The organism is Cutibacterium sp. 37298, assembly GCF_023838685.1.
GTDB lineage: Bacteria > Actinomycetota > Actinomycetes > Propionibacteriales > Propionibacteriaceae > Cutibacterium > Cutibacterium acnes.
The window spans coordinates 49,755-73,719 of sequence record NZ_JAJNRJ010000002.1 but is presented as its reverse complement, the minus strand read 5'-3'; the positions used below and the strand labels follow the sequence as shown (position 1 = coordinate 73,719).

General features: G+C 60.1%; 25 protein-coding genes, 1 other RNA gene and 4 pseudogenes. 13 read left to right on the top strand and 17 right to left on the bottom strand.

The genetic code is table 11. The features are described from left to right. The first annotated feature begins 13 nt into the window (after positions 1-13). Positions 14-487 (top strand): DUF2505 domain-containing protein, encoded by a 474-nt coding sequence (locus LRP59_RS04795; RefSeq protein WP_002513375.1) that lies wholly within the window; start codon positions 14-16, stop codon positions 485-487. 32 nt (positions 488-519) lie between these two features. On the opposite strand, the gene LRP59_RS04790 is transcribed toward LRP59_RS04795, so the two are convergent. Beyond that, positions 520-1,017 (bottom strand): DUF6912 family protein, encoded by a 498-nt coding sequence (locus LRP59_RS04790; RefSeq protein ID WP_002513374.1) that lies wholly within the window; start codon positions 1,015-1,017, stop codon positions 520-522. Between the two features lie 180 nt (positions 1,018-1,197). Between LRP59_RS04790 and LRP59_RS04785 the strand changes: the two genes are divergently transcribed. Then, complete coding sequence (locus LRP59_RS04785; RefSeq protein WP_002521497.1) at positions 1,198-1,722, top strand: hypothetical protein; 525 nt, start codon at positions 1,198-1,200, stop codon at positions 1,720-1,722. Between the two features lie 42 nt (positions 1,723-1,764). Here the strand turns inward: LRP59_RS04785 and secA are convergent, their stop codons facing one another. The 8 genes and pseudogenes from secA to camp1 all read right to left on the bottom strand — a co-directional run bounded on the left by secA (position 1,765) and on the right by camp1 (position 12,325). Beyond that, positions 1,765-4,461, bottom strand: a complete 2,697-nt coding sequence (secA, locus tag LRP59_RS04780) for a preprotein translocase subunit SecA (RefSeq protein ID WP_002533453.1) — start codon at positions 4,459-4,461, stop codon at positions 1,765-1,767. 267 nt (positions 4,462-4,728) lie between these two features. Then, positions 4,729-5,340, bottom strand: coding sequence for a ribosome hibernation-promoting factor, HPF/YfiA family (gene hpf / locus LRP59_RS04775; protein WP_002513371.1), 612 nt, complete (start codon positions 5,338-5,340; stop codon positions 4,729-4,731). A gap of 218 nt (positions 5,341-5,558) precedes the next feature. Beyond that, the gene (locus LRP59_RS04770; protein ID WP_148378420.1) at positions 5,559-6,053 is read right to left on the bottom strand and encodes a ComF family protein; all 495 of its coding nucleotides are present in this window, start codon (positions 6,051-6,053) and stop codon (positions 5,559-5,561) included. Between the two features lie 194 nt (positions 6,054-6,247). Continuing rightward, complete coding sequence (locus tag LRP59_RS04765) at positions 6,248-8,023, bottom strand: GerMN domain-containing protein (RefSeq protein ID WP_236887494.1); 1,776 nt, start codon at positions 8,021-8,023, stop codon at positions 6,248-6,250. Beyond that, a complete protein-coding gene (gene mtrB, locus LRP59_RS04760; protein ID WP_254935082.1) occupies positions 8,020-9,525 on the bottom strand; it encodes an MtrAB system histidine kinase MtrB in 1,506 nt (501 codons plus the stop codon). The genes LRP59_RS04765 and mtrB overlap by 4 nt, the downstream gene beginning before the upstream one ends. A gap of 89 nt (positions 9,526-9,614) precedes the next feature. Beyond that, positions 9,615-10,324, bottom strand: a pseudogene (gene mtrA / locus LRP59_RS04755) (MtrAB system response regulator MtrA). A 64-nt stretch (positions 10,325-10,388) separates the two neighbouring features. Beyond that, entirely contained in the window at positions 10,389-10,967 is a 579-nt protein-coding gene (locus tag LRP59_RS04750) for a YqgE/AlgH family protein (protein WP_002513366.1), read from the bottom strand. 500 nt (positions 10,968-11,467) lie between these two features. Then, entirely contained in the window at positions 11,468-12,325 is an 858-nt protein-coding gene (camp1, locus tag LRP59_RS04745; protein WP_002513364.1) for a CAMP factor pore-forming toxin 1, read from the bottom strand. Between the two features lie 26 nt (positions 12,326-12,351). On the opposite strand from camp1, the pseudogene LRP59_RS04740 reads away from it, so the two are divergent. The 3 genes and pseudogenes from LRP59_RS04740 to LRP59_RS04730 all read left to right on the top strand — a co-directional run bounded on the left by LRP59_RS04740 (position 12,352) and on the right by LRP59_RS04730 (position 14,171). Then, positions 12,352-12,782: pseudogene (locus tag LRP59_RS04740) on the top strand (hypothetical protein). Further along, positions 12,721-13,105: pseudogene (locus tag LRP59_RS04735) on the top strand (hypothetical protein). Before LRP59_RS04740 ends, LRP59_RS04735 begins: the two co-directional pseudogenes overlap by 62 nt. A 631-nt stretch (positions 13,106-13,736) precedes the next feature. Further along, the gene (locus LRP59_RS04730) at positions 13,737-14,171 is read left to right on the top strand and encodes a phage antirepressor KilAC domain-containing protein (RefSeq protein WP_002521488.1); all 435 of its coding nucleotides are present in this window, start codon (positions 13,737-13,739) and stop codon (positions 14,169-14,171) included. 43 nt (positions 14,172-14,214) lie between these two features. On the opposite strand, the gene LRP59_RS04725 is transcribed toward LRP59_RS04730, so the two are convergent. Further along, positions 14,215-14,415, bottom strand: coding sequence for a ribbon-helix-helix protein, CopG family (locus tag LRP59_RS04725; RefSeq protein WP_032499663.1), 201 nt, complete (start codon positions 14,413-14,415; stop codon positions 14,215-14,217). 103 nt (positions 14,416-14,518) lie between these two features. Here LRP59_RS04725 and LRP59_RS04720 point away from each other — a divergent pair, with 103 nt between their 5' ends. The 3 genes and pseudogenes from LRP59_RS04720 to LRP59_RS04710 all read left to right on the top strand — a co-directional run bounded on the left by LRP59_RS04720 (position 14,519) and on the right by LRP59_RS04710 (position 15,664). Further along, the gene (locus LRP59_RS04720) at positions 14,519-14,827 is read left to right on the top strand and encodes a hypothetical protein (protein ID WP_002513360.1); all 309 of its coding nucleotides are present in this window, start codon (positions 14,519-14,521) and stop codon (positions 14,825-14,827) included. 81 nt (positions 14,828-14,908) lie between these two features. Beyond that, positions 14,909-15,059: pseudogene (locus LRP59_RS04715) on the top strand (cytidine deaminase). Positions 15,060-15,124: 65 nt separating this feature from the next. Next, the gene (locus LRP59_RS04710; RefSeq protein ID WP_002513359.1) at positions 15,125-15,664 is read left to right on the top strand and encodes a ClbS/DfsB family four-helix bundle protein; all 540 of its coding nucleotides are present in this window, start codon (positions 15,125-15,127) and stop codon (positions 15,662-15,664) included. Positions 15,665-15,887: 223 nt separating this feature from the next. Here the strand turns inward: LRP59_RS04710 and LRP59_RS04705 are convergent, their stop codons facing one another. From LRP59_RS04705 to LRP59_RS12220, 3 genes are all read right to left on the bottom strand, one after another. Beyond that, entirely contained in the window at positions 15,888-16,328 is a 441-nt protein-coding gene (locus LRP59_RS04705) for a restriction endonuclease (RefSeq protein WP_197089092.1), read from the bottom strand. A gap of 22 nt (positions 16,329-16,350) precedes the next feature. Further along, on the bottom strand, positions 16,351-16,497 hold the full coding sequence (locus LRP59_RS04700; protein WP_002513357.1) for a hypothetical protein: 147 nt from the start codon (positions 16,495-16,497) through the stop codon (positions 16,351-16,353). Positions 16,498-16,595: 98 nt separating this feature from the next. Continuing rightward, positions 16,596-16,745, bottom strand: a complete 150-nt coding sequence (locus LRP59_RS12220) for a hypothetical protein (protein WP_002513356.1) — start codon at positions 16,743-16,745, stop codon at positions 16,596-16,598. Positions 16,746-17,588: 843 nt separating this feature from the next. On the opposite strand from LRP59_RS12220, the gene LRP59_RS04695 reads away from it, so the two are divergent. Genes LRP59_RS04695 through LRP59_RS04675 form a run of 5 tightly spaced genes read left to right on the top strand, consistent with a single transcriptional unit; the run spans position 17,589 to position 20,658 of the window. After that, positions 17,589-17,924, top strand: a complete 336-nt coding sequence (locus tag LRP59_RS04695; RefSeq protein WP_002513354.1) for a PadR family transcriptional regulator — start codon at positions 17,589-17,591, stop codon at positions 17,922-17,924. Next, complete coding sequence (locus tag LRP59_RS04690) at positions 17,921-18,679, top strand: DUF5808 domain-containing protein (protein ID WP_002513353.1); 759 nt, start codon at positions 17,921-17,923, stop codon at positions 18,677-18,679. The genes LRP59_RS04695 and LRP59_RS04690 overlap by 4 nt, the downstream gene beginning before the upstream one ends. Beyond that, positions 18,657-18,956: a PLDc N-terminal domain-containing protein gene (locus tag LRP59_RS04685; protein ID WP_002521483.1), complete on the top strand. Its 300-nt coding sequence runs from the start codon at positions 18,657-18,659 to the stop codon at positions 18,954-18,956. Before LRP59_RS04690 ends, LRP59_RS04685 begins: the two co-directional genes overlap by 23 nt. Continuing rightward, positions 18,953-19,897, top strand: a complete 945-nt coding sequence (locus LRP59_RS04680; protein WP_002513351.1) for an ABC transporter ATP-binding protein — start codon at positions 18,953-18,955, stop codon at positions 19,895-19,897. The genes LRP59_RS04685 and LRP59_RS04680 overlap by 4 nt, the downstream gene beginning before the upstream one ends. Beyond that, positions 19,894-20,658 carry an ABC transporter permease gene (locus LRP59_RS04675; protein ID WP_002513350.1) on the top strand — a complete coding sequence of 255 codons (765 nt, stop codon included), beginning with the start codon at positions 19,894-19,896 and terminating at the stop codon, positions 20,656-20,658. Before LRP59_RS04680 ends, LRP59_RS04675 begins: the two co-directional genes overlap by 4 nt. A gap of 175 nt (positions 20,659-20,833) precedes the next feature. Here LRP59_RS04675 and ssrA read toward each other — a convergent pair. The 4 genes from ssrA to argH all read right to left on the bottom strand — a co-directional run bounded on the left by ssrA (position 20,834) and on the right by argH (position 23,861). Continuing rightward, positions 20,834-21,204: a transfer-messenger RNA gene (ssrA, locus tag LRP59_RS04670) on the bottom strand. Positions 21,205-21,232: 28 nt separating this feature from the next. After that, on the bottom strand, positions 21,233-21,835 hold the full coding sequence (locus tag LRP59_RS04665) for a DUF1707 domain-containing protein (RefSeq protein WP_002513349.1): 603 nt from the start codon (positions 21,833-21,835) through the stop codon (positions 21,233-21,235). Positions 21,836-21,933: 98 nt separating this feature from the next. Next, positions 21,934-22,458: a DUF1707 domain-containing protein gene (locus LRP59_RS04660; protein ID WP_002513348.1), complete on the bottom strand. Its 525-nt coding sequence runs from the start codon at positions 22,456-22,458 to the stop codon at positions 21,934-21,936. Further along, complete coding sequence (gene argH, locus LRP59_RS04655) at positions 22,455-23,861, bottom strand: argininosuccinate lyase (protein WP_032501742.1); 1,407 nt, start codon at positions 23,859-23,861, stop codon at positions 22,455-22,457. The genes LRP59_RS04660 and argH overlap by 4 nt, the downstream gene beginning before the upstream one ends. Positions 23,862-23,965: the final 104 nt, after the last annotated feature.

Here is a 23,965-nt window from a genome sequence, read left to right as displayed (position 1 = left end):
GCATCATGGTGGCATGGACATCAATTCACGGGCCCATTTCGACGCAACCCCCGACCAAGTCGTCGCTATGATGACTGATCCGGCATGGTGGCAAGACGTCCACCGTCGTGCCGGTGGCACGACCAGCAACGCCGTCGTTACAGGGGATTCACTGAGTTTGGACGTAGCTATGCCAGCCCCCAGCCAGATCACCAAGTTCGTCGGTTCGACTCTGACCGCCAAGCAAACGCTGTCGTGGCAACCAGCCGGCCCCAACGGATCACGCGAGGGTAGCCTCCAGATCGTCCCTCAAGGCATGCCTGCGAAAGCGGATGGACACGCATCAGTGCGCCCCGACGCCACCGGAACTGAGGTTATCTATACTGGAAAATTCACAGTGTCGGTGCCTTTAGTTGGTAAGAAACTCGAAAAAGCCGCAGCTCCTCACATCACTCAGGCCTTTAACATGCAACAGGATGCTGGCAACGACTGGTTAGCCTCTCACTGAACACCACACCGGACCACACGAGGCGGTCAGCATCACTCAAGACCGCGGAAACCCTCCGGGTCGGTGCTGACCGCAGGAAGCTCCTCGGTGACGTCATGCCATGACAACTCGTGCTCACCGATAAGGGTTTGGATAGTGACGTCGTTCCACGCGTCATCAATAGTCATGCCCTTGACTGCCTCCGCCGCCTCCCGTGAGTGAGCGTCGTCATCATCAGCGAACCACGCGGTGATCTGAGAAGGCTCGAGATGTGTCAGAGTCACTCCGCCGTTGTCGACCTCCTCATGGTCGGTGATCTGCTCAGACGGGACGTGAGCTACGAGTACCAAGCGTCGACCAGTGTGGGTCAATCCCCACACAGAACCGATGACCATGGCGGCATGCTCGGTTTCCTCCGGATCGGTGACATCAAGGATGGATTGCAACTCCTCGGTAACCGTGAAAGCCGTTACCTGTTTCCCTGGTGCAGCAACGAGTTGATGAGCCCGCTCCGCACTGGTCGGGATGAAGACGATGGTGGATGTCGACAATTGAACCCTCCTTGGTCGGCGTGGCCCCAGATCCATGATCCACGCTACTCAAGTGCGAGCAAGAACCATATATTGGTTCGCGACATCCCAGATGATGGAACGATTCGCTCACCAGAGTTGTCCACAGATTTCCCGAACAACCCTTCCGCTTATGGTATCTCATGCGTTGTCCTTGGGTACATGACGACGACATCCTCGCCTATACCACTCAACTCGGCACTGGTAGACCATTCCGGGATCTTTTTGGAACTTGATCGGGATTGGTGGCCTGACGAACTATGTATCGTCTCATCGGCACCGACACTGAGCCGCAACGGAGATGACTCACAAGCTCGCTACGAGGCGGTAAGGCTCACCCGCGCAGCCCACATCATCATCGTGGAGACGATGGCTGGACGACGACCTATGAGCCAGCTCGTCAAGGCCAGTAGCACTCGTGCAGTTGCGACGATGAGACGTTGGCCTCGCGGCCCGGGCTGGAGCCGTATGCTCCTCGTTGGTGAGCCACGCGTAAGTTACGACGACAACCGGGTCGACGGGGTGGGTCTGCTTGACCTCAGGGGCAGACGGTTACCGCTGGCCACCAGCCTGATACTTGAGGAACGTGCCTGGCGTCTCGACGCCGTCGAACTGGTCCTCAACCCCAAGGTGGCCACGTTATTGACGTTGAAGAAAATCACCTGTGAGACCGTCGGGCTGGGATGATAACGACGGCGCCAGCCACGTGGAACTGGCGCCGTCGACCACTCACCGACGCTTCTTATTGCGGCGATTCTTTGGCTTCTTCGACGCCGCGGACCTTCTGGCGGCGCGGTTCCCCTCGCCGCGGGGCTTCTGTCCGCCTTCTGAGGTTGTCTCTGCCTCGCCCTGCTCATCCGGCGCCGAATAGGTCAAGGCCCGTCGTGGACGATTCACCTTGGGGAGCACTGAGTCAGCCGTGACCGGGTTGCCCCCATCGTCGGTGACCAGGCCGACCTGCGGGCCGGTTTCAATCTCGAGGTTGAACAGGAACCCGACGACCTCCTCCTTGAAAGAATCCATCATCGAGTTGAACATGTCGCCACCTTCGCGCTGGTACTCGACCAACGGATCACGCTGCGCCATGGCTCGCAGACCGATGCCTTCGCGTAAGTAGTCCATCTCGTAGAGGTGTTCGCGCCATTTGCGATCCAACACCGTCAGCAGGACTTCACGCTCAAGCTGCCGCATAGTTGCCTCGCCGAGTTCGGACTCGCGGCGATCGTAGGCCTCCTGGGCGTCGGCCTTAAAGTCCTCAATAAGTTCCTCAACGTCCTGGCAATCGGCATACTCGTCAGGGTCCAAACCAACCGGATATACAGTCCCAATCTCGTTCCACATTGCGTCAAGGTCCCAGTCCTCCGAGTAACCCTCGGCGTACTTGCGGACGCCCGCCTCGACAACGCGGTCGGTAGTCGCACGCAACTCAGCCTCGACGTCAGCCCCCTCCAAGACTTTGCGACGGTCGCCATAGATGACGTGACGCTGACGGTTCATGACATCGTCGTACTTAAGGACGTTCTTTCGCATCTCGAAGTTCTGCGCTTCGACCTGCTTCTGGGCACTCTCAATCTGTCGCGACACCCACTTCGATTCGATGGGCATGTCCTCGGGCATCTTGAGGGTCACCATGGCACGGTCAATGACCTCGGGCTTGAATAGCCGCATGAGCTCGTCCTGCAGCGACAGATAGAACCGCGACTCACCGGGGTCGCCCTGTCGACCGGAACGTCCTCGCAGCTGATTGTCGATACGGCGAGACTCATGACGTTCCGAGCCAATGACATAAAGGCCGCCAAGCCCCTCGACCTCATTGTGTTCAGCCTGGGACTGTTCCTCGTACTTGGCCAGGGTGTTGTTCCACGCAGTCTGGTACGCGTCCTGGTCCTCGAGGGGGTCCAAGCCCTTTTCCCGCAGGTCAAGCTCGGTGAGGAACTCGGGGTTGCCGCCGAGGATAATGTCGGTACCACGGCCAGCCATATTCGTCGACACCGTCACGGCCCCCTTACGGCCAGCCAGGGCGACAATAGCGGCTTCAGACTCATGGTGCTTGGCGTTCAGCACCTTGTGCGGAACACCGGCACGCTTGAGCTTTTCGGAAAGCAGCTCCGACTTGGCCACCGACGCAGTGCCGATAAGGATCGGCTGGCCCGCCTCGTGACGCTCAACAACATCGGCGATAATGGCGTCGAACTTGGCATCCTCGGTGCGGTAAATGAGGTCCTTCTGATCTTTGCGGATCATCGGACGGTTCGTCGGGATCGGGATGACTCCCAGACCGTAAATCTTCTGGAACTCGCTTTCCTCGGTCTTAGCGGTACCCGTCATGCCGGCGAGCTTGTCGTACATGCGGAAGTAATTCTGCAGGGTGATCGTGGCGAGAGTCTGATACTCGTCCTTGATCTCGACGTGTTCTTTGGCCTCAAGGGCTTGGTGGAGGCCTTCGTTGTAACGACGGCCAGCAAGAGTCCGGCCGGTGTGCTCGTCAACGATAAGGACTTCACCACCGACGACGACGTAGTCCTTGTCGCGGTGGAAAAGCTCCTTGGCCTTGATGGCGTTGTTGAGGTACCCGATAAGCGGAGTGTTCGCTGACTCGTAAAGGTTCTCGATACCGAGCCTCTCCTCAACGACGGTAATTCCGTGCCCAAGTACAGAGACGGTGCGTTTCTTCTCGTCCACCTCGTAGTCAACGTCGCGTTCGAGCCGCGAGACGATCTTGGCGAATTCCGGGTACCACTGCTTGTTCTCCTCGGCAGGTCCAGAGATGATCAGCGGGGTACGAGCTTCGTCAACGAGAATGGAGTCAACCTCGTCAACAATCGCGTAATGGTGACCGCGCTGCACGCACTCGCTGAGCGAACTGGCCATATTGTCACGCAGGTAGTCGAAGCCAAACTCGTTGTTCGTGCCATAGGTGACGTCGGCCTTATAGGCCTCCTTGCGGGCCATCGGCGGCATGTCCGACAGGATCGCCGAGATCGACAATCCTAGGAACCGGTGCACACGGCCCATCTGCTCTGACTGCACTCGGGCCAGGTAGTCATTGACGGTGACGATATGTACACCCTCGCCGAGCAGGCCCTCGAGGTAGGCAGGAAGCAAACCGACCAGCGTCTTGCCTTCACCGGTCTTCATCTCGGCAATGTTGCATTGGTGGAGGGCTGCACCACCCATGATCTGAACATCGAAGTGTCGCTTACCCAGCACGCGCTTTGAGGCTTCACGTACCGTCGCGAAGGCTTCTGGGAGGAGACGATCCAGACTCTCGCCATTGTCAAGACGTTGACGGAAGTCGGCGGTCTGACCGGCCAACTCGTCGTCGTCCATGGCGACGTAGTCCTCCTCAATGCTGTTAACCTGGCCGACAATGCGGTTGAGTCGGCGGATGATCTTGCCTTCACCGGCGTGCAGCACGCGATCCATGAGGTTCACGGGGCGGGTCCTTCAAGGAGTAGACGTCGTAACCGTCTGAGCATATGCCCGACGAGTGGCGTAGTGAAGCCACCGCCCCCATCCTAGGGGGTCCCCGGCCGAACCAAGAACGCCGCAGCTCGATCTACCTCATGAACACGCGGTGCCGGCATCTCCGCCATGCCGGCACCGGAAGCCACAGAGAGTCAATCACCCCAACATGACAAGCGGCGATGCGGGAAGACCCACATCGCCGCGACCTCGAAACTTCAGGAGGTGTTACTCGTGGTCAAGGTCCAGATGGATGACGCCGTAGTTGTATCCCTTCTTACGCCGGTACACAACGCTAGGCCGCTTGGAATCCTGATCAAGGTAGAGGAAGAAGTCATGACCGACTAATTCCATCTCGTCGAGAGCCTGGGCCAGGGTCAGAGGGACGGCCTGGAAAATCTTCTCCTTAACGTAGATGGGGCTATCCCCGGTGACTTCCACGTCACCTGCGATCGTCCTTGTGGTGAGGATATCGGGTGCATCGTCGGTGCTCTCCTCAGGTAAAATGTCTAGGACCTGAGAAACACGCAGCCCGCGGCGGCTGCGACGACGATCCGCAGCCTTGACTAACTGGGTGCGAAGCCGATCGGCGGCCATGTCAAAGGCAACCATCTTGTCCTCCGCCTGTCCGACGGCTCGCACTACCGGCCCCTTAGCGCGCAGCGTGATCTCACACGTCATGGCCTGGTCTTTGGGTCCCTTAGTGCCTTGGGCGGTGAAAACCACCTCGGCGCGCTGGACCCGGTCCTTCAACTTTTCGACCCCGGAGAGCCTGTCCTCGACTTGGGCGCGCACGTCGTCACTGACGTGGCAATGCCGTCCCGAAACGATGACCTCCATGACAACCTCCTGTGCTGGGGTTTGCATCGGTCTTTCCGACGCTGACACACAAGGCACGACCGTGTTCCACCCTCTGATGAGAGATCCGGGTGCCGTTCGGTCGTGCCATGTGTCTACGCTAGCCCATACGGAACGTTCCCAACAGGTGTTTGGCAAGCTTCGACGCGCTCGGTGACGATGCGACCCGCCCCGTGATCATACCGAGGATCTCGTCATGATCACGGCCATCGCGTCGCGGTCGCGGCGTCAGCCAGGACGACGATGGCCAGCACCTGTCGTCCCGACTGGGTCAAGGCGCGGCAGGCCTCCTCCACCGTCGCTCCGGACGTGCGTACATCATCAACAATAATGACGTCTCCGCTCCCAGGATCGGCCCTCATAGACCCTCGTTGATTGACACCACGCTGCTCATCGCCGACCTCGAGCTGATCGGCCACCTGACGGGTTCGATGCAGCAGCTGGTTCACGGTTGCCTCAGGTCCCTTAAGCCATTCCAAGGCCGAACGAGTCATGTCGGCAGCGTGGTCAGCTCCTCGTTTCCTGACTGCCCTCCTCGATGACGGCACTGGGACAACGTCAACGTGCCCAGGAGCGGCAGCCACGGCCGGTACTAGTCCACAGGCCAGCCATTGGCCGAGTTGATCAGTGAGCCACGTAGCACCGCGGTCCTTGTGGGCGGTGACGATCCCCGGGATCGGACCGTGGTAGCCCATGCAGGCGATGATCGGGGGCGGTCCGTCAAGGATGACCCGTGGCGCCGGATTCACGGCTTCCAGACACGCTTGACAGATTCCGATTCCAGGCGCTGTACAACCGGGACAACATGCCCCCAGAAACAGATCCGCCAGCGATTCGAGTGTATTCACGATCCATTAGTTTCGTGGCTCGGCCTGCTTCGGCGGAAGGGTCAAGCAGTGACCGCAACGGCCCTGACACCTTGGAGGATCTGACGCCAGCGGAAACTGTCCTCGTGGCGCAGCAATATCCCGTCCTCGCTCAACACGACTGCCTCGGTGCCCGTTTCCTTCGGCAACGCGACGACGGCCGCCATGCTAGTGGCGGTGAGCTGACCCATTGACGTCGCGCCAGATCCGTCGACGGCGATCTCGTAAGGGGTCGTGACACCAGCGTCGATTGCACGACCCAGCACGCACAACCGAGTCTGAGATAGCCATGCAACGTCGGTAATGATCGACAGATTCACGTCTGAGGAGGACAGCGGGATGTCGGCTATGTGACTGAGGTGGACCGCGCCTTCCTGGCGGGACAGTAGCCCGATCCCCAGCGCACGTGTCTTCCCCCGTTCAAGGACGAGGGCGACCTGGACCGCGTCAGGGGCCACGCTGAACGACCTCACCCTGCGCCCACCGAGATCGACGACGGTCGACATTCGGGTGCCGTCTGATCCGATGACGATCAGCGTCGGGTCCGTGTCCGAAAAGGTCATGATGCTGTGATCGCCGAGCACTTGAGGCCGCAGCAAGTTCACGCCAGTGGCCAACACCTGGATATCCTCGCTCCCTTCCTGCCAGGTGAGCAATGAACGTCGATCTGCTGAGACCGCATGCCAGACCGCACCTGGGCTGCGCGGGGAGATCATTGGCATCGTAAGCTGGGTAGATGCGACCTCCGCCACACTGTTGTTCGTGGTCGCTTCTCGCCCCAGTGCTCCGGGCATGATCTGGAAGTTGTGTCCTGAGGCCGCGACACGCCCCATCTGCCCCTTGATGACGGCGACCACGGTCGGTGAGTGGGTAGCGGGAAGGGGGATGAACTCGGCGTAAAGATCTGCGGACACGGTTTGATCTTCTGCCGCCTCCGGAAGCGAAAGCAGAGAGCCACCAGCAGTAAACCGGACGCGCGATATCGCTGCGAAACCATTCAGGGTCCATGTGACCTGGCTGGCTAACAGACGCCGCTGGGATGGCGACAGTTGGGCCGCCGAAGCACTCAACGGAACGGTGACCACACCGACGGCATCCACCGACGTCGTCCCCGTCACCGTCACCCCGTCCGGCAAGGCCGTTCGCAGCACCGCATCGAGAGGCTTGGGAACCCCGGCTGTCATCGCCCGAAGAGCGGCATCTGGGTCGGCGGCGGCACTGGGAAGATGAATGACGTCGGGCACGAGGCGGTCTGCCGCCTCTGTCAAAAAGTAGATGGGAATCGTCGACCAGCTCCGTTGAAAGGTGTACTGGGAAATGAGCACCCCTTCTGGAGGCCGGGAGATACGCCACTGACCCGATTCCTGCGCCATTCCGAAGTCATGGTTGAGAGTTTGAGAACTAGTCGGATGATAGTGGCCTCCGGAATCGATCTGCCCCACCACGGGGGCCTGAAGCGCTGCGGTAGCGACGGTGCTGGTCGGCTTATGGTTCGTGGCGTCGTAGATGGTGACTTTCGCATGAGGATCCCATCGATCTGTCATGTCTCTAGTGAGGTAAGACCTCGCGACCCGGTAGTCGTCACGCGCGCTCGCCATCGCCTGCAGGAACCCGCCCACCACGAGGTCGATGGATGCGCCGTCTGCAGGAGGATGGGGAGCGACGTCGATGCCTTCCCGCGCGGCGGCGCGGGGATCATCGGCTCGCTTCACTGGGCCCTGGGATGGTACTTCGGAGCATCCGGTGAGCAAGACAGCGGCAGCTGACAGCACAGCACGCCGGGAAGGGCGTAGAGTCATCGTTCCTCCTCGTCGTCAGAGCGGTCGGCATCGGTCGGAGATGCGGGGAGCGGGGACTTGACGATGACTCCGCCGGGCTGTCTGGGAACCACCAATCGGAAGTAGGCCCCCTGGTTCGGGCGTCCCCAGGCTGTCAGCCAGCCATGATGAAGGTTCGCATCCTGACGCGAGATCGCCAGCCCCAGGCCACTGCCACCCACAGTACGCACCCGTGATGGGTCGCCTCGCCAGAATCGTCCGAAGACCTTCTCAGCTTGCCATGCCTCAAACCCGACACCGTGATCACGCACAGCGACTCCCACCGCACAGTCGTTGCCCACCACCGTGACCTCAACGGTCTTGCCCTCAGCGTGCTCGACGGCGTTGGATACCAGATTTCGGATGATGCGGCTGATACGACGCGGATCTACCTCGGCGGTCTGAGCAGCCTCGGCGACGAGCGCGATCGATACTCCTAGACGATCGGCCAACGGTGTGACGTCGCTGATCTCGGACCGCACCAAGTCAACAATGTCACAGTCTTCTAGGCTGAGTTGGGCAGCACCGGCGTCAAACCGCGAGATCTCCAACAGGTCAGCGAGAAGCAGTTCCAGCCGCTCCATCTGGGCGCGCATGAGCTCCACGGATCGCACTTGCACCGGATCGTCCGGGTTGGCCTCGATCATTTCCGAGGCCAACCGCATCGTCGTCATCGGCGTGCGTAACTCGTGGGATACGTCAGAAACGAACTGCTGTTGCAGACTCGACAACTTCTCGAGTTCACCGATGCGTCGGTCCAGCTGCGCAGCCATGTCGTTCATGGACGATGCTAGGGTCGCCAGATCGTCGGTCCCGCGCACCACCATCCGCTCACCAAGGGCGCCTTTGGCCAGTTTTGAAGCAGTGATGGACGCTTGGCGAATCGGCAAGGAAATATGACGAGTCGCCAAATAGGTCGTAACTGCAATAGCCAAGGCCATGAGAGCGCCGACGCTAATGACACTGCGACGCAATAGCTCGACGGCAGCAACCTCCTGAGTCTCGGGAAAGATGAAATATACCGGGATGGATTGGCTGGCCTCTGGCGACCACAGCGTCGACCCAACGACGATTCCGGGGGCATCTGGACGGACGTGGTCGGTGTAGTGCACCGTCGTGGGGGCAGTCCACATGCCGTTGGACTCCCCCACCATCGCTGTCAGGTCCGTCGGGACCGAATCTGGGGACACGCCTTGGGAGATGAGGCCGGAAACCGGTCCCTGAATGAGGACGTGGTATTGGTCGGACTGGCTCGCGGCGTCGTCAGCAAGAAGATTGAGCCGCTCATAGAGGGATGCCGTACGCAGATCGGTGTCGCGCAGTTGCCCCTGAATCCGATTGATGGTCGCGGTCGCCTCGGCGATGGCCGAGGTACGCTTAGCTTCAACGATGCCAGCGGTGGCCTGACGAACGAGGAAGAAGCCACCAACAATGAGAATGACGAGGCTACTCGACAAAGTGACAGCAACCGTGCGCAGCGGCAGGGAAGACCACCACAGCCGTCGAGGTCCGGTCAGCCACGATGGGCACCAACCCGGCCGCCGACCACGACCGGCGCGCCCCGCCAGGGTGATCAGCTTTCCTCCCCAGGGGTGTTGATGCGGTAACCGATGCCACGAACAGTGACGATCATCTGGGGATGGTCCGCGTTGCGCTCCACCTTAGAACGCAGTCTCTGCACATGGACGTTGACCAACCGAGTATCGGTGATGTTGGTGTATCCCCATACCTCACGCAATAGGGTCTCCCTGCTGAATACCCTTTGGGGTATTGGGCCATCGTAACGAGCAGGGAGTATTCCAACGGAGTGAGTGAGATCTCCTCGCCTCCCAGTTGAACCAGATGGGCAGCAGGATCAATCGTCAGGTCCCCGACGGTAATGACCTCGCCCTCCTCACGCTGGGCGACGGGTGTGCGCAACCGGGCACGAATACGAGCGATAAGCTCGGCGGACCGGAACGGCTTGCAGACGTAGTCGTCGGCTCCGGCACCAAGTCCTTGGACGACATCAGGGGTGTCAGAGCGAGCAGTGAGCATGATGATCGGGACGCCTGACTCACGTCGGATGTCCTGACAGATCCGGATACCGTCACGCCCGGGCAGCATGAGGTCGAGAAGGACCAGGGCGGGCCGGTGCTCGCGGAATACATCCATGACATCGCTGCCGTGCCCGACCCATGCTGTCGAGAACCCTTCTTTGATGAGGACAAGCTGAAGCATCTCCGCTAGGGCCGCGTCGTCGTCAACGACAAGAATCGGCCCATAATCACCGGCGGCGTCCACCGTGGACCTCCTGACTGGATTCTGAGATGGTGCATATGGTAGCCCCCATACTCCTGGCCGGTGATCAGTTGAGGGCAGGGGTGTCGGTCGCCGTTGCGAGCAACGCCGCGGGGCCGTTCTGACGATGCAGCACCGCCCGCCATAAACCTCGCGGCTCAGAGGAGAAGATGTCTTCGGGGTGAGCGACGGCTCTGATCCAGTCTCCGCGAATGAGTTCGGCCTCTAGCTGGCCGGGCACCCATTCGGCGTATCCCGCGAAGATCCGGACGTCGGTAAACGCACCTTCCACAAGTTCAGTCGGGGTGTCGAGGTGGAGCAGACCAGTCAGTCCTTGGACACGTCGCCATCCGGGAGGTTCCTCACTCGAGCGTTGCACTCGGGCCAGGCAGATGGCCCCATTTGGCGACATCGGACCGCCGAGGAAGAGATCCTGCGGCGGGGTAGCTAAATGCACCCAGCCAGGAAGTTGTCTGTACAAGGTCCCCGCTGTGCATGGTTGGTTGACGATAACTCCAAGGACGCCGTCAAGAGCGACGTCGATGAGATAAACGACGGACTCGTAGAAAATACCCTCGTCAATTTGGCGACTTGCCACAAGCAGGTCACCGACCTTGAGAGGGTTCGCGAGTATCACAAGGTCCATTGTGTCACCCACGGGCGGGGAATCGGGGCACGATCGTCAACGGACTCTCAAGATGATCACAGGCCAACCCCGATTCCACTTCGATGCGACGTGCCAGGCTGTTGACGGGTTGCTGCCACGCCCCGCACGGGTGTGAGCTGGGGCCAGTTCGGGACATAGATGTGCCAGGGTCAATAAGCCCACTCGGGATACCAAAGGGGAGCCGAGGGCCCGATAGCACCGACAGGCATTCCATCCCCGCCGACCCGGCTAGACCAGCGGATTTCGAAAGCCACAAAGGGCAAGGTATTTCATCACTTGGGTGCGTGTCCAGTCACCCCGTAGTTCATTTCAGCGATAACGCATCCGACGTCGTGGCGGGACGTAACCACGTGCCCCACACCGCCACCTCAATAGAGCCCGGAGGAGAAGAAGCCGTAAACACGAACATGGGCCCACCCCTCAATAAGGAATGGGCCCATGCCGTAAATGATCTCGATGCAAGTGTCAGAACAACAGCATCAGGAGGCGGCCGGAGCAGGCGCGCAGACGGCCGGCACTGCCGGGGTCAGCAACCTGTTGGGAGCCTTGAGGGCATCCTGGTAGGCAGCCTTGACGTCCGTGATGGCCTGATCGACCTCGGAAACACGCACCAGCGGTTCCATCAGCACACCAGTGGCCTTGAGCAGGGCACGGCTCAAGAAGTAAATGGTGCCCAAGCGCTTAAAGGGCAGCACACAGGTGTTGCGATCGAAACGAATCTGGCGAAGCACGCGGGCCAGCTTGGCCTTGGTGTAGAAGGTGGCCCCATCGTTGGGCTTGATGTCAGGCATCTTCTGAGCCTCCGCAAGAGCCTTCTTCACAGCCGCCATTTCGTCCTTCAGCTGATCGCTAGTGGCGCTCACGGCCACCAGCAGCACACTGGCGTGAACCAACTCAAGGAACACGTGGGAGTGGGCTGGCTGGGCCTTGTCCTGCAGGGTGTGGGCTGCACCATTGACGGTATCGACCATCGTTACCAGCAACTCGACACGAGTGGGGATCGACTTCAGGAAGGCAACCCCACCCTTAATAATGTTGACGAGTGCTTCCTTGATCCGTTTGGCCGTCTCGAGGAGCTTACCAATGATGTTGGTGACGTTCGCGGGTGCGAAGGCCTCCTTTGCGCTCTTCTGGGTATCCAGAAGCGAGGCAATACGGGCATTGACAACCTGCAACTCCTTCTGCGCTTCCGCAACAGAAAGGGTCTTATTGGGCTGAGTGGCGCTCACCGCAACCATGGGGGCAACCGGGGCAGCATGAGCTGTCGCTCCAGAGAAAGCTGCCGGCGCCATCAAGGCACCAACAACCAGCGGCGCTGCTAAGAACTTAACCTTCATTTGTGGGTTCCTTTCATCGGGAACAATTGCTCGCAACTGCAAGCAAGAAGCATCGTTGCACACCAGGGGGTCAACTTGGTGTCCTCAGTTCAAAATTGGTTCAAACTAACGGTTCCGTGTCGGGAAACAGCACCAGAAAACTCGTGACATATCGTCTTTCATTGCGAGAAACATCTTACTTATACACATTTCTAAGCTATATTGTCTACCCCTGTCAGACCCAGGACGATGGGTGTCATATCCCCTTTCCAGTCAACCTAAGAAGGGAGGAAATGCCGCGATATATGTTCCGCCCTGTCATCATGAATGCCACCACAATCTATCCCGGAACAGCCGTACTTCACCCACCATGCCCCGATGCTGGATTCCTATTGTCGCCCTTATTAGAGCAAGCGGTGCCAGCAGCAGAATATTTCACCTCAGCAACTCGATCCGCTCCTGCCCATTACATGGGTAACATATCCATGGAGGTACGATGTATGCATCGAGGATGCAGTCGTCTACTATGCCCGCCTACATACCCATTCCATCAGCATAGAAATATGCTCCAACAGCAGCTTCGATGCCTCATTTGCCAGCCGGTAACATGCCTATACCCACGAGCAGCGGTTACCACCCGGATGTGACTGCCGTGGAGAAGACCTCATTCTCGCGCGCGACATCTGCACCCGTCACCACGTCCCCACTCGCAAGAAGCTTTCCACCGCCCAAATACGGGCCGATATGGCAGGAATCTACAGTTCGGCGCCCCACAAGTCCGATCACGACGACAACCCCTGACCATGATGGGCTCCACTAGTCGACATCAAAAGGAAGGTAAAATGATGACTGACAAAGCTTTTTAGACTGGTGGGAGTGAACGCGCCCTCAAGACATTCATCCAGACCTTTGTCGCCGTGCTCGACGCGACAGCAGGCAGGATGCCGGCCATCGGTGGCTTCTGTGGTTTGCCCTGGGCGTCGACACTCGCCACCGCCATGTGCCCGTTCTCTTACGGTTGGCCACACTGCTTGGGGCAACCGACTTCAGCAGGTAAAGCCTGGCCTACACCGCCCCGCATAGGTGCAAAATGTCAGCAGGGCAGCGTGGACATGACCGCTCGGTACGACGAATTGGGACCGGTAGCGATCCGTTGCGCTGCTTCTTGATCGGGCCACGGGTTCGACGTCTAGCCAGGTGCATGTACACCGTGGCCTCTACGCTACTCTCAGATTCGTTTTCAATCGTTCCAATGGCTCCGCTTTACGATCACCAAACCGCACGTGCCTATGAAAACGCCCCTGGCAAGGAGCGTTGATCGTGATATGTGGAGATGGTGGGAATCCGCGGCAATAGGCCATCTGCTAGGCAGCGATGATGACTCCGACGACAACCAGAAAGTCTGGCATCAAGCATAGGGCGATCCACCCACATGATCATCGATGCCGAGGACGCCCGCGAGGCAGCCGAATTCCGCGCCAAGGAACTCGAGCCGGCAGCACAGCCCTGGACGACCATGGCCGCCTGCTATGACGACATGTCGGTCGATCATGCCGCCAAGGTGCTGTCGAGGGACGCGAACATCTCCACCGGCAGAAATCGCCTCTTCGCCTCCATGGCCGGCGCGGGTTGGATCTATCGGTCAGGCGAGCGCAAACAATGGCATGCCTACCAGACCCAAATCGACAACTGCAGGCTCACCCACAAGCTTTCCAGCCCATTCCTCAGCCATCGCACAGGCGAGCTCGAGGCTCCCGCGCCCACAATCCGTGTCACCATGAAGGACTTGTCCATCCTGCACCGGCTTCTCGGCAGCACCGACGATCTTGCCGACCTCATCGACTCCGACGAGGCGGCGGCAGCATGAGCGCCGTTAACCTGCACGTATCAGGTGTTGGGGAGGCTAGTCCTCATGCGAGCGCAGCCTCGAGCGCTTCACGCACAATCTCGGAGCGTCGCTTCCCAGTACGCGCAGCTTCATGGTCGAGCTTGGCGTTGAGTCCTTGGGGAAGCCGCACGGTCACCGACGGCGAACGCACGCCGGGAGAACTCAGCGATGGCCTACCCACACCGCGGGCCTCAGTGGCCGCCTCAACGAGTTCGTCGACCACGGTGTCGGTAAGGCGTCGTCCGGTGCTGGTACGTACATCCTCGGCTTCAAGGTCTACGTCGGCCCCGATGGGCGTGTCCACAGTGATCTTGGGTGTGGCTCGCATGTCAGCGTCCTCTCAGCGCAGTCGGCATGGCGTGGATAACCAGGAGACCTTCGAGAATATCAACGGCGACAACCTCGAGTTCGAGGCCACGGTCGTCGACCCCGATGTACGACCAACCTTCGTCTCCACACTTGGTGACAATCGGGATGGGTTCACAAGTAGCAACGACGTGACGCACGTGAGCCTTGCCGACCCGGTCCTGCGTGAACCTCAACTCCGCACCCCAAATATGACCTACACAACCAAGGTTATGCAAGACACAACTCAAGATGATGACGACTACCACGCCGATAAAGTGGCCTCATGAGCGCTACCAAAACGACCGAGGCCTCTCTAGTCGACTGTCCATCCCATCTTTTGCCCGGCTTCGTGGACAAAAGATTCAACGCTGACTGCCAAATGGAGAGCACACCGGTAGACCACGGATATCGGCATGTCTCGTTGACCCGAAGATAGCGGCCAAGGGTGACGTATTCGATACCGGTATCGCGCGACAGCCGGACCACGGGTTTACCCTCAAAGCTGGCCTGCACACGTGATCACGGCGCCAAGGATGCCTCCAGTCCATCCTGCCCGTGCGGTTCGGGTCGTTTAGGATGATCGCATGCCCAGACCGACGACGAAGAGCGAACTGTTGGCCGCAGCGAGTGCCTCCTTCACGAAGCTCACGAAGTTATGGGACGGATTCACTCCTGAGCAAGCCGACGCGCCATTCCCGGCAGCGCTGTTGACAGGCGGTACTGAGGCACATTGGCAGCGCGACAAATGCCTACGTGACGTCGTGATCCACCTGCATGAATGGCAAAATCTCGTCACCGTATGGGTCAGTGCCAATCAGGCTGGCACCCTCACAGGCTTCTTTCCTGAACCGTACACGTGGCGTAACTACGCCGCGCTCAACGAACAGTTCGTCCGCCAACATCAGAATACGACCTACGAAGCAGCTCGCGATCTCTTGGCAGCATCACACCAGCACGTACTCGGTATGATCGAAGGTTTCAGTAACGACGAGCTGTTCACCAAGAAGCACTTCGGGTGGACGGGGACGACCAGCTTGGGTTCCTACTTTGTGTCGGCGACCAGTTCCCACTACGAGTGGGCGGCCAAGAAAACCCGCGCCTACGCGAGGACCCTCGCACGCTAACGTCGCTTCTTGACCCGCTAAAGGTCAATACATGTTTGAATTCGGGGTTTGTGCGTGGCTAGCCCCCCATCGTTGAGGAGCCGGCCAACTCTAGAGACCCGACGGCCCCAACCTCTCACCAACGCCGTGAGGATCCACCACGTCGCGCGAACTGGCCCCAGAAGCTCACAAAGTTGAGGCCCGCGAGACATGGCGCAACGGCGCCGCATTAGTAGAAGCCGCATTAGTAGAAGTAGACGCGCGGAGCCTTCCTCCACCACACGTCCTCACGGGCAGTCTTGGCTGAGTGGCACGGCCTCACGTTCGCCTTGTCATGGCCGCCATCCCTCTCGAGAGGGATGGCGTGGTCCACGTTGGAGCACACTACGAAGGCAATCGCATTCAGCGACGGCCGATTGTTGGCCTGCGCATAGGCGTCATAGTGAATCTGCTTGATCACCCGCAGAGCGAAAGCATCACGCGGCTGCTGCTCTTCCGAGGCAGGCGTGGCGTCATACCCGGCCTTGCGGAACGCCAACACCGGTGCCTTGACGAACCGGTCTGCGTTCGCGCGATACAGCGGATAGGTGTAGATGACGTGATCGCCTGTGTCCACCGAGGCGGTGAGCCCGATCGTCGTTGCTGGATCCAGCTCCTTCAACGCCGCACCGAACGCCACCGCCACCACCCGCGGCCCCTTGCACACCTTACGCAGATGCTCCCGCACCCCAATCCAACACACTCGTGGCCGCCAGTACCAGCATCTCCCCCGGCACAAGTTCCTTGACCAGGTAACCCACCAGCTCGACGGTGGCCACACCCTCGACCACCCTCAGCAGCGTGTTCCCAGTCATCGTGTGTCTGCTCGAAGCGCAAATGGTCAAGACACCGCTTCGGAGCAACAACTGCACGGAAGCTGAGATCATCGTCGTCAAAGAAATAATCTATGACGTCATAGGTAGAACTCAATTTTCGCCGGCGATACCTTGGTCCATTTGATCTCGAAATCAGGACGAATCTGATGCTTCACGCGAATCTCACGTAACCTGACGGCAACCTCGCGCGAACGGCTCACCGGACACACAATCGCCCCAAGGACCATATATGGTCGGCCATCATTGGGTAGGTGCGTGCTCTCATCGCAGTAGATATTGAGCGATAGCATTGCGTCGCCTCCTTTGAGCGTAAGGCTGCACAAGGAGGCGACACGTCACGGGACTTGGCTGGAGAAGACCTTCACCGGTCATCCCTGTTCTTGAGCGACTTGCTTTGATGCACCCAGTCCTCTGCGATCTTGAAGAACGAAGACCAGCCCTGGACTCCCACCGAAGCGGGTAGCGTAAACCGGTCATGGTGCCCATGACGCTACCCCATCCAGACAACGATCTTGCGAGATGCGGCCGGGGTTAACCCCGCGCCTTGGTTCTGGCGTTCTGGTGAGAGTCCTGGCGTGTGCGCCCTCGTGCTTCTCGGGATGGAGCCAGCGATGGCCACCACCGTCCGCGTCTCGGGGCAAGTGCGCCCGTGACGACTGTTGCCACCAGCCCGACGATTTCGGGATCCCGCGTCGAAACCCCCGCAGGTACGTCGATCCAACCGCGTGCAAGGCCCTCATGTTTGTTCAGCGAGTCGAGTTCGGATACCGACCCAATCTGCTCCCCCTACGCCAGCGACATCGAACTGAACGTGTCGGTCGCCCGGAGGTTCTGCCGTCAGGCGGTGGATGGCGGGAGATCCCGGCCACACCCCACTTGTTGTTCTCGCAGTTCATGGGCGAATCCGGCGAGCAGGATCTGGCGATGTTCATGGGTCAGGGCTGTTGAGCAAATGCGAGGCCATATGGATCGACACCATCCTGAACAAGTCGATCTCCGACTCCCCATCCGAGGATCAGTTAACCTAAGCATGCTTGCGTTACAAGCATGCTTAGGTTAACAATAGGTCCGTGGATGATCTGTTGCAGTTCCGACGAGGTGCCGTCGAGTTGGCCGTCCTTCAATTGCTGGCGGGACGCGAGGTTTATGGCGGCGAACTCGTCGACCTGCTCGGCCAGTACGGAGCCCTAGCAACAACCCGTGGAACGGTCTACCCAATGCTCAGTCGCCTCCGCAGTTCAGGCCTCGTGGAGACGACGTGGCACGAGTCCCCCAGCGGCCCGCCGCGCCGCTACTACCGGCTTACCCCAGAGGGTGAAAGCGCGAGGCTCCGCCGCGCCGACGCATGGCGCGGGCTGGTCCACGACATGTCCAACCTCATGTCCGCGAGAGGAGAAGATCAGTGACCATCGACGAATACCTGGCCAGGGTGGGCACAGCCCTGACCAATCCTTCCGCGCGAGCGGGCCTTGATGACCTACGCACCGCCTTGGAGGAGCGCGCAGCTGCCGTCGGCGAGGGTGCTGCCTGCGTTGAGATGGGTGACCCTGGCCGATTTGCGGCCCAGCTCGACGCCGAGTTCGCGACAGAACAGCCCGACGAGTTCGACCCGCCACGGGCGTCCCACCTGTTCGGCATTCCGTGGAACCTATCCGTGGGCAAAGGCTGGGGGCGGCGGCTGTTCAACCCCGCCGATGATCGCATCATCGTGCCACATGCGTTGGGGATGGGTTGGGCCATCAATCTGGGCGCGGTAGCCGTCCGCTTGGGCGTCCTCCAACCTGATGACGCCGACGAGGAGGCCGTGGCAGCCCTACACCCCCGTGATGCTGCCATCCCTTTTGCGACTGTGGCGGCGATTGCCGTGGCACACGCCATCAGGACCCGTCGTGTGGGTGCAGCCGTCGCCGTCGCCTTCTCGGCAGTGCCCACGCTCGCCAAGGCACCCATCGTGGACCGGATCGCCGCCCAATCGCTGGGCTATGTCGCTGTCAGTGCGGATCTGACCCGCAGCCGCCGCTCGTGGACCAGTGGCTTGGGCGCCCTCATCGGGCTGGGCTGCGGCCTTGCCAACTTTGTCATCCCGCTGCGCACCGCCGTCAGCCGCGCAGCCCACACTCACCACCACATGAGCATGAATGGAGATTGCCGTGAACGCTGATTTCTCATCCCTACCGACTGGCCTACAGATCGGCATTGCTGCCTTGACCGTCCTCGAGTTCGTTCTTCTCCTGCTCGCTGTGGTCGTCAATCTCAAGACCCCGGAAAGCCGTCTGACACTCCCCCGCGTCGCGTGGCTGGCGATTTCGATTCTCATCGGTGTCATCGGGCCCCTTGCTTTCCTCTTGGCAGGCCGTCGCAGGGAGCAGCCGCCCGTGACAACGGCAGGCGCAAGCAAGGCCACCGCAGCCACCGCGATTGACGAGCTCTACAAATGACCGCACCCGCTATTCGCATCGAGCATCTCGTCAAGACCTATCCGGCTGGATCGGGACAGACAAAGCGTGCCGTCAACGACGCCACGTTCGACATTCCCGCAGGTCAGATCGTGAGTTTCTTGGGCCCCAACGGCGCAGGCAAGACGACTACGCTGCGCATGATCCTGGGACTGGCTCGGCCCACGTCCGGCTCGGTCCAGATTCTTGGCCACGATGCCACCAAGGCCGCAAACGCCATCCGACAACAGATCGGATACCTGCCCGATGTCCCAGGTTTCCCGGCCTGGATGACCGCCCCGGAGTTCCTCCGCTTCGCCGGATCTCTGTTCGGGATCGACAAGACGACGCTGAATCCCCGCATCGATTCCCTGCTGGACCTGGCCGGGCTGACCGGGGTCACCCACAAGATCGGCGGATTCTCGCGCGGCATGAAACAGCGGTTGGGCATCGCCCAAGCCCTGGTCAACGCCCCGAAACTCCTGATGCTCGACGAACCCACCTCAGCCCTGGACCCATTGGGACGCAGGGACGTCCTCACCATGATCGAGGCCCTGCGCGGCAAGGCCACTGTCCTGTTCTCGACACATCTCCTAGACGATGTGGAGCGCGTCTGCGACTCCGCCGTCGTGCTCAACCAGGGGCACGTCCTCGCCACTGGCACTATCGCTGAGCTGCGCTCCCGCTACGGCGGCGCGCATAAGATGCGCTTAGTCACCGACGGCGGCCCTGCCCACGTCGTCACACTCCTACAAGGCGAGGACTGGGCCAGTGAAGTAACCGTCGACGACGATGCCGTCGTCTTCGCCGTCAACGACGCCGATCGCGTTGGCCGCGCGCTTCCAGGGTTACTGGCGTCGGCAAACCTCACCCTGCGCGAGTACAGACCAGCACTGTTCACTCTGGAGGACGCCTTCGTCCGACTGACCGAGGAGGACCGATGAACCGCTTCACCTCCTTGCTACGCAAGGAACTCACCGAGTTCGCTCGCACCTGGAAGATCTGGGTGATTCCTGGCCTGTTCATCGTGCTGGCAGTCACCGGCGTGCTCTCAGCGCGCTTCGCCAAAGAACTGATGCAATCCCTGCTCCCTGCTGGCAGTGACATGTCAACCCTGATCCCCGATCCCACATGGCGCGACACCCTCGGCCAATGGACCAAGAACCTCAGCCAGATCGGCACCATCGCCATCCTCCTGATGTCAGGCGGCATCATCAACACCGAGGGGCGGCAAGGCACACAGATCCTCATCCTCACCAAACCTGTCTCCCGCTGGGACTATGTACTGGCGAAGTTCGTCTCCACCGTCATCTTCTGCACCGCGACAGTGACCGTAGGAGCGCTCGTGGAGTATGCCGCAAGCCTGATCTTCTTCCACGACAGCCGCGCCCTTCCTCTGCTCCAACTCACCGCCACCTGGCTCCTCTACGCACTCGTTCTCGTCGCAGTGACCCTCATAGGGTCGGCCAGCTTCACCAGCATCTTGGCTGCGTCTGGCCTTGGCCTCGCGTCCATGCTTGCCCTCAGCCTGCTCGGCCTCTGGGGACCGGCAGCGAAGTACTCTCCCGCTGGGTTGGCGGGCGTCCAGAGCAAGATCACGGCGGGCGAACCTGTCACATACTGGTGGCCCATCTGGACCGGGCTTGCCGCCGTCGCTGCCTTCGTCGCGCTAGCCGGGTGGCTGTTCTCGAAGCGAGAGCTGTAAGCAACCTCACGGAAGAGTCAACTCACTGGCAAAGCACCCAACCCTCGCGCGCATTAAAACGCCCTGACTAGAGGTTTTGCGCCAAATCGTGAACTCTCATGCACGGTGCGGAAATGGCACACGCAAACAACAAAACGCTTGCTGGCGCGTCAATGTATCAACGCCAGCAAGCACTGAGTGGAGATGGCGGGAATTGAACCCGCGTCCTTGAAAGACCGTCCAGACATTCTCCGGGCGCAGTCGATGCTGTCGTTATTGCTCGGCTCCTGCACTCACACCGACATGGTGCAGACAAGCCCAGTCACGGAAACGTCCCGTGCAGCCTCCGTGACCACGGCCGCACGGCAAGCCTTCTAAACGAGGCCAGGATCCGGACGGAAGGCTACATCCGGGCTGACCCTTCGATCACTGATCAGGCAGCGAGAGCGAAGTCAGTGCGAGTGTTCTCGGCACTTATAGGTTCCCAAGGATCGTTAACGAGTTGACCCTGGGTCCTCGGCCCGCTTCTCCTGGAACAACCATTCCAAGTCGAAACCAGTCATCCCCCTGTTGAGTTGTATAGGTTAAGTGTATCTCATCGACCACGACTTACCGAACCCACCGCACGCCGTCGTCCATCATCGAAAAATCTCAGCGGGATCACCCGTAAGAGGGGGTTCGTCCACTCAATTCCCTCGAATGCCTTAGCAGCGTGCATGATCGTGCCAGCGAACCACGCCATACCGACGAATGGGAAGGTCACGATCATGAGGTTCGTTTTGACGGCAACTCCCAATACCACTATCGCCAGGAGCAGCGCGACGAGCTGGAAATTGGCCTGCTGGGCCGCCTGACGACGTATCCAGGATCCTCGTGGCGAGATAGCAACTCCCAGCATCGGCCCAAGCGGCCCAAGGAACAATGGGGACAGCCCAATGACGCCAGCTGCCAACGTCTCGCCTGCGGCGATACGCGAACCGTGAGCCTGTCCACCGACGACCGCTAGTCCGGTCAGGGCGGCATTGAGATCAGCGCGAGTCACCGCCCCCAGAGCACGAGTCACCCTATCGTCGAAGTCGTCGGGCGAGAGCCGACCGTCAACGTAGGCATCGCGCAAGAAGGCCACGACTCGATCACGGTCGACGTCGTTGACAAGCCAGCCATCTTTTCCGGTTTGCCACGTCTGCCAACTGTTCATGCTTTCCAGGATGAACCGACAGCAAGGCCTAACCAACCGAACTCACCTTGAGGTAGACCGTGGTCATAGGTGCCGCCCGCAACCGCGATACCTGTGTCTCAGTCTTGCCCTTTGAACCCTCGAACTGCCTGCACAATCGTGACCACCGTCCAGATCAGTGACAGGAAGCCCGCGTTCCGGTGATTCAAGCCAAAGCCCATCGGGCCTATACCAAAGCCCGCCACGAAGGCGAAGAACACGATCTGGGTCACCAGCTGGAGTTTGATCTTGCTGTGCGCCCATGACCCTTGAGCCGTTAGCGCGAAACCGACAGCCGGTCCAATCGGACCACTAACCAGAGCTGACAGACCGCACAGCCCGACTCCCGTCGTAGGCCTCTTGTTCGGGATGTCCGGCAATGGTGTCCTGATCCCCTCGGGGACGGAGGGCTTGAAGGACGGCAGATTGCGATAGCTCTCGTCGAGTTCGCAGCGAGTTCGCGCTAATAATGCGGTTTCAGCGCGGCGTTCTCGTTCCATATCGTCAATGGCACCGTGGGCATAAGCGTCGTTGATGTGGTCGAGAACCCGGTCTCGCTGCTCATTCGTCACCCGCAGCGACGAGTCGTCGGTCCCCCAATTCATCGGGTTTCGGCCTCTCCGAAACTGCGCAAGCCCGCAATGGCCTCACGCAGCTCGGTGATCTGCTCAGCGACGCGCTCAGGTGCGGTCCCACCGCGTCCGGCCCGAGAGCGCACTGACCCCTGAACCGTCATGACCTCGCGCACCTGCGGGGTTAGACGAGGATCGATCGCGGTAAGTTCCTGGTCGGTGAGATCAGCCAACTCCTTATTCTGAGACTCTGCCTCGCGCACGCAAGCCCCGGACAACTCGTGGGCGACCCGGAAGGGAACCCCCTGGCGTACCAACCACTCGGCAACGTCTGTAGCCAATGAGAACCCTTGACCAGCCATCTCGGCCATGCGGTCGGTGTTGAACACGGCGGTGTCCACCATTCCAGTGATAGCTGGCAACAGCAGGTGGAGCTGGTCAATCTGGTCGAAAACCGGCTCTTTATCCTCCTGGAGGTCACGGGCGTAGGCCAGTGGAAGGCCCTTAAGGGAAGCCATGAGACCGGCAAGATCACCAATGAGACGCCCTGCCTTGCCGCGGGCAAGCTCAGCGATGTCCGGGTTCTTTTTTTGCGGCATGATCGACGAACCCGTCGAGAAGGAATCGTCGAGAGTGACGTAACCGAACTCGCGGGTATTCCAGATGATGATCTCTTCACTCAACCGCGATAGATCGACTCCGACCTGGGCGGCAACGAAGGCGAACTCAGCAACGACGTCTCGAGCCGCAGTACCATCAATGGAATTCGGGACTGACGACGAGAACCCCAGATCACGTGCAACCGCCTCTGGATCCAGACCCAATGATGATCCTGCCAGTGCCCCGGACCCGTATGGCGAACAATCCAGTCGCGCATCGAGATCGCGAAAACGTTGCACGTCGCGGAGCAGCGGCCACGCGTGGGCCAGCAGCTGGTGAGCCAGCAACACCGGCTGGGCGTGCTGCATGTGGGTACGACCAGCAATAACCGCGTCACCGACGTCCTCGGCTCGTCGACTTAGCACATGAGCGAGTCCCAGAAGCTCCCCAGCAAGACTGCGGGCTTCCTCACGAAGGTAGCGACGCAGCAGAGCAATAATCTGGTCGTTGCGGGAACGCCCGGCACGTAGCCGTCCTCCGAGATCCTTCCCGGCACGCTCCATGAGACCGCGCTCCAGAGCAGTATGGACATCCTCGTCCTCTGGCTGAGCCACGAAACGGCCCGAAACAACGTCCTCCTCCAAGGCGTTAAGAGCCTTCATCATCCCCTCGTACTGATCGTCATCGAGGAGACCTGCGGCATGAAGTACCCCGGCGTGAGCTCTCGACCCAGCAATGTCGTAGCGGGCTAGTCGCCAATCGAATTGGGTGGAGACTGACAGCGCCGCCAACGCCTCAGACGGGCCGCCAGAGAATCGTCCACCCCACAGCGCCATCGGGCGATCGGCCTGGGCGTTGTTCTGGGAATGGTCGTACGGTTCGGTGGTCACAAAGAACTCCTTTGTCGGGGATTTTCAGCTTACCTACCGTCCTTCACGCC

What these genes read in the sequence shown, in the direction of transcription:
- LRP59_RS12220 (WP_002513356.1), bottom strand. Translation starts at nt 16,745, where the DNA reads ATGGTCCTTGGGGCGATTGTGTGTCCGGTGAGCCGTTCGCGCGAGGTT.
- LRP59_RS04710 (WP_002513359.1), top strand. Translation starts at nt 15,125, where the DNA reads ATGCCCAGACCGACGACGAAGAGCGAACTGTTGGCCGCAGCGAGTGCC.
- LRP59_RS04680 (WP_002513351.1), top strand. Translation starts at nt 18,953, where the DNA reads ATGACCGCACCCGCTATTCGCATCGAGCATCTCGTCAAGACCTATCCG.
- LRP59_RS04765 (WP_236887494.1), bottom strand. Translation starts at nt 8,023, where the DNA reads ATGACTCTACGCCCTTCCCGGCGTGCTGTGCTGTCAGCTGCCGCTGTC.
- LRP59_RS04675 (WP_002513350.1), top strand. Translation starts at nt 19,894, where the DNA reads ATGAACCGCTTCACCTCCTTGCTACGCAAGGAACTCACCGAGTTCGCT.
- LRP59_RS04795 (WP_002513375.1), top strand. Translation starts at nt 14, where the DNA reads ATGGACATCAATTCACGGGCCCATTTCGACGCAACCCCCGACCAAGTC.
- camp1 (WP_002513364.1), bottom strand. Translation starts at nt 12,325, where the DNA reads ATGAAGGTTAAGTTCTTAGCAGCGCCGCTGGTTGTTGGTGCCTTGATG.
- LRP59_RS04750 (WP_002513366.1), bottom strand. Translation starts at nt 10,967, where the DNA reads ATGGACCTTGTGATACTCGCGAACCCTCTCAAGGTCGGTGACCTGCTT.
- hpf (WP_002513371.1), bottom strand. Translation starts at nt 5,340, where the DNA reads ATGGAGGTCATCGTTTCGGGACGGCATTGCCACGTCAGTGACGACGTG.
- secA (WP_002533453.1), bottom strand. Translation starts at nt 4,461, where the DNA reads ATGGATCGCGTGCTGCACGCCGGTGAAGGCAAGATCATCCGCCGACTC.
- argH (WP_032501742.1), bottom strand. Translation starts at nt 23,861, where the DNA reads ATGGCGCTGTGGGGTGGACGATTCTCTGGCGGCCCGTCTGAGGCGTTG.
- LRP59_RS04770 (WP_148378420.1), bottom strand. Translation starts at nt 6,053, where the DNA reads ATGGGCTACCACGGTCCGATCCCGGGGATCGTCACCGCCCACAAGGAC.
- LRP59_RS04665 (WP_002513349.1), bottom strand. Translation starts at nt 21,835, where the DNA reads ATGAACAGTTGGCAGACGTGGCAAACCGGAAAAGATGGCTGGCTTGTC.
- LRP59_RS04700 (WP_002513357.1), bottom strand. Translation starts at nt 16,497, where the DNA reads ATGACTGGGAACACGCTGCTGAGGGTGGTCGAGGGTGTGGCCACCGTC.
- LRP59_RS04685 (WP_002521483.1), top strand. Translation starts at nt 18,657, where the DNA reads ATGGAGATTGCCGTGAACGCTGATTTCTCATCCCTACCGACTGGCCTA.
- LRP59_RS04660 (WP_002513348.1), bottom strand. Translation starts at nt 22,458, where the DNA reads ATGAATTGGGGGACCGACGACTCGTCGCTGCGGGTGACGAATGAGCAG.
- LRP59_RS04730 (WP_002521488.1), top strand. Translation starts at nt 13,737, where the DNA reads ATGATCATCGATGCCGAGGACGCCCGCGAGGCAGCCGAATTCCGCGCC.
- LRP59_RS04720 (WP_002513360.1), top strand. Translation starts at nt 14,519, where the DNA reads ATGTCAGCGTCCTCTCAGCGCAGTCGGCATGGCGTGGATAACCAGGAG.
- LRP59_RS04785 (WP_002521497.1), top strand. Translation starts at nt 1,198, where the DNA reads ATGACGACGACATCCTCGCCTATACCACTCAACTCGGCACTGGTAGAC.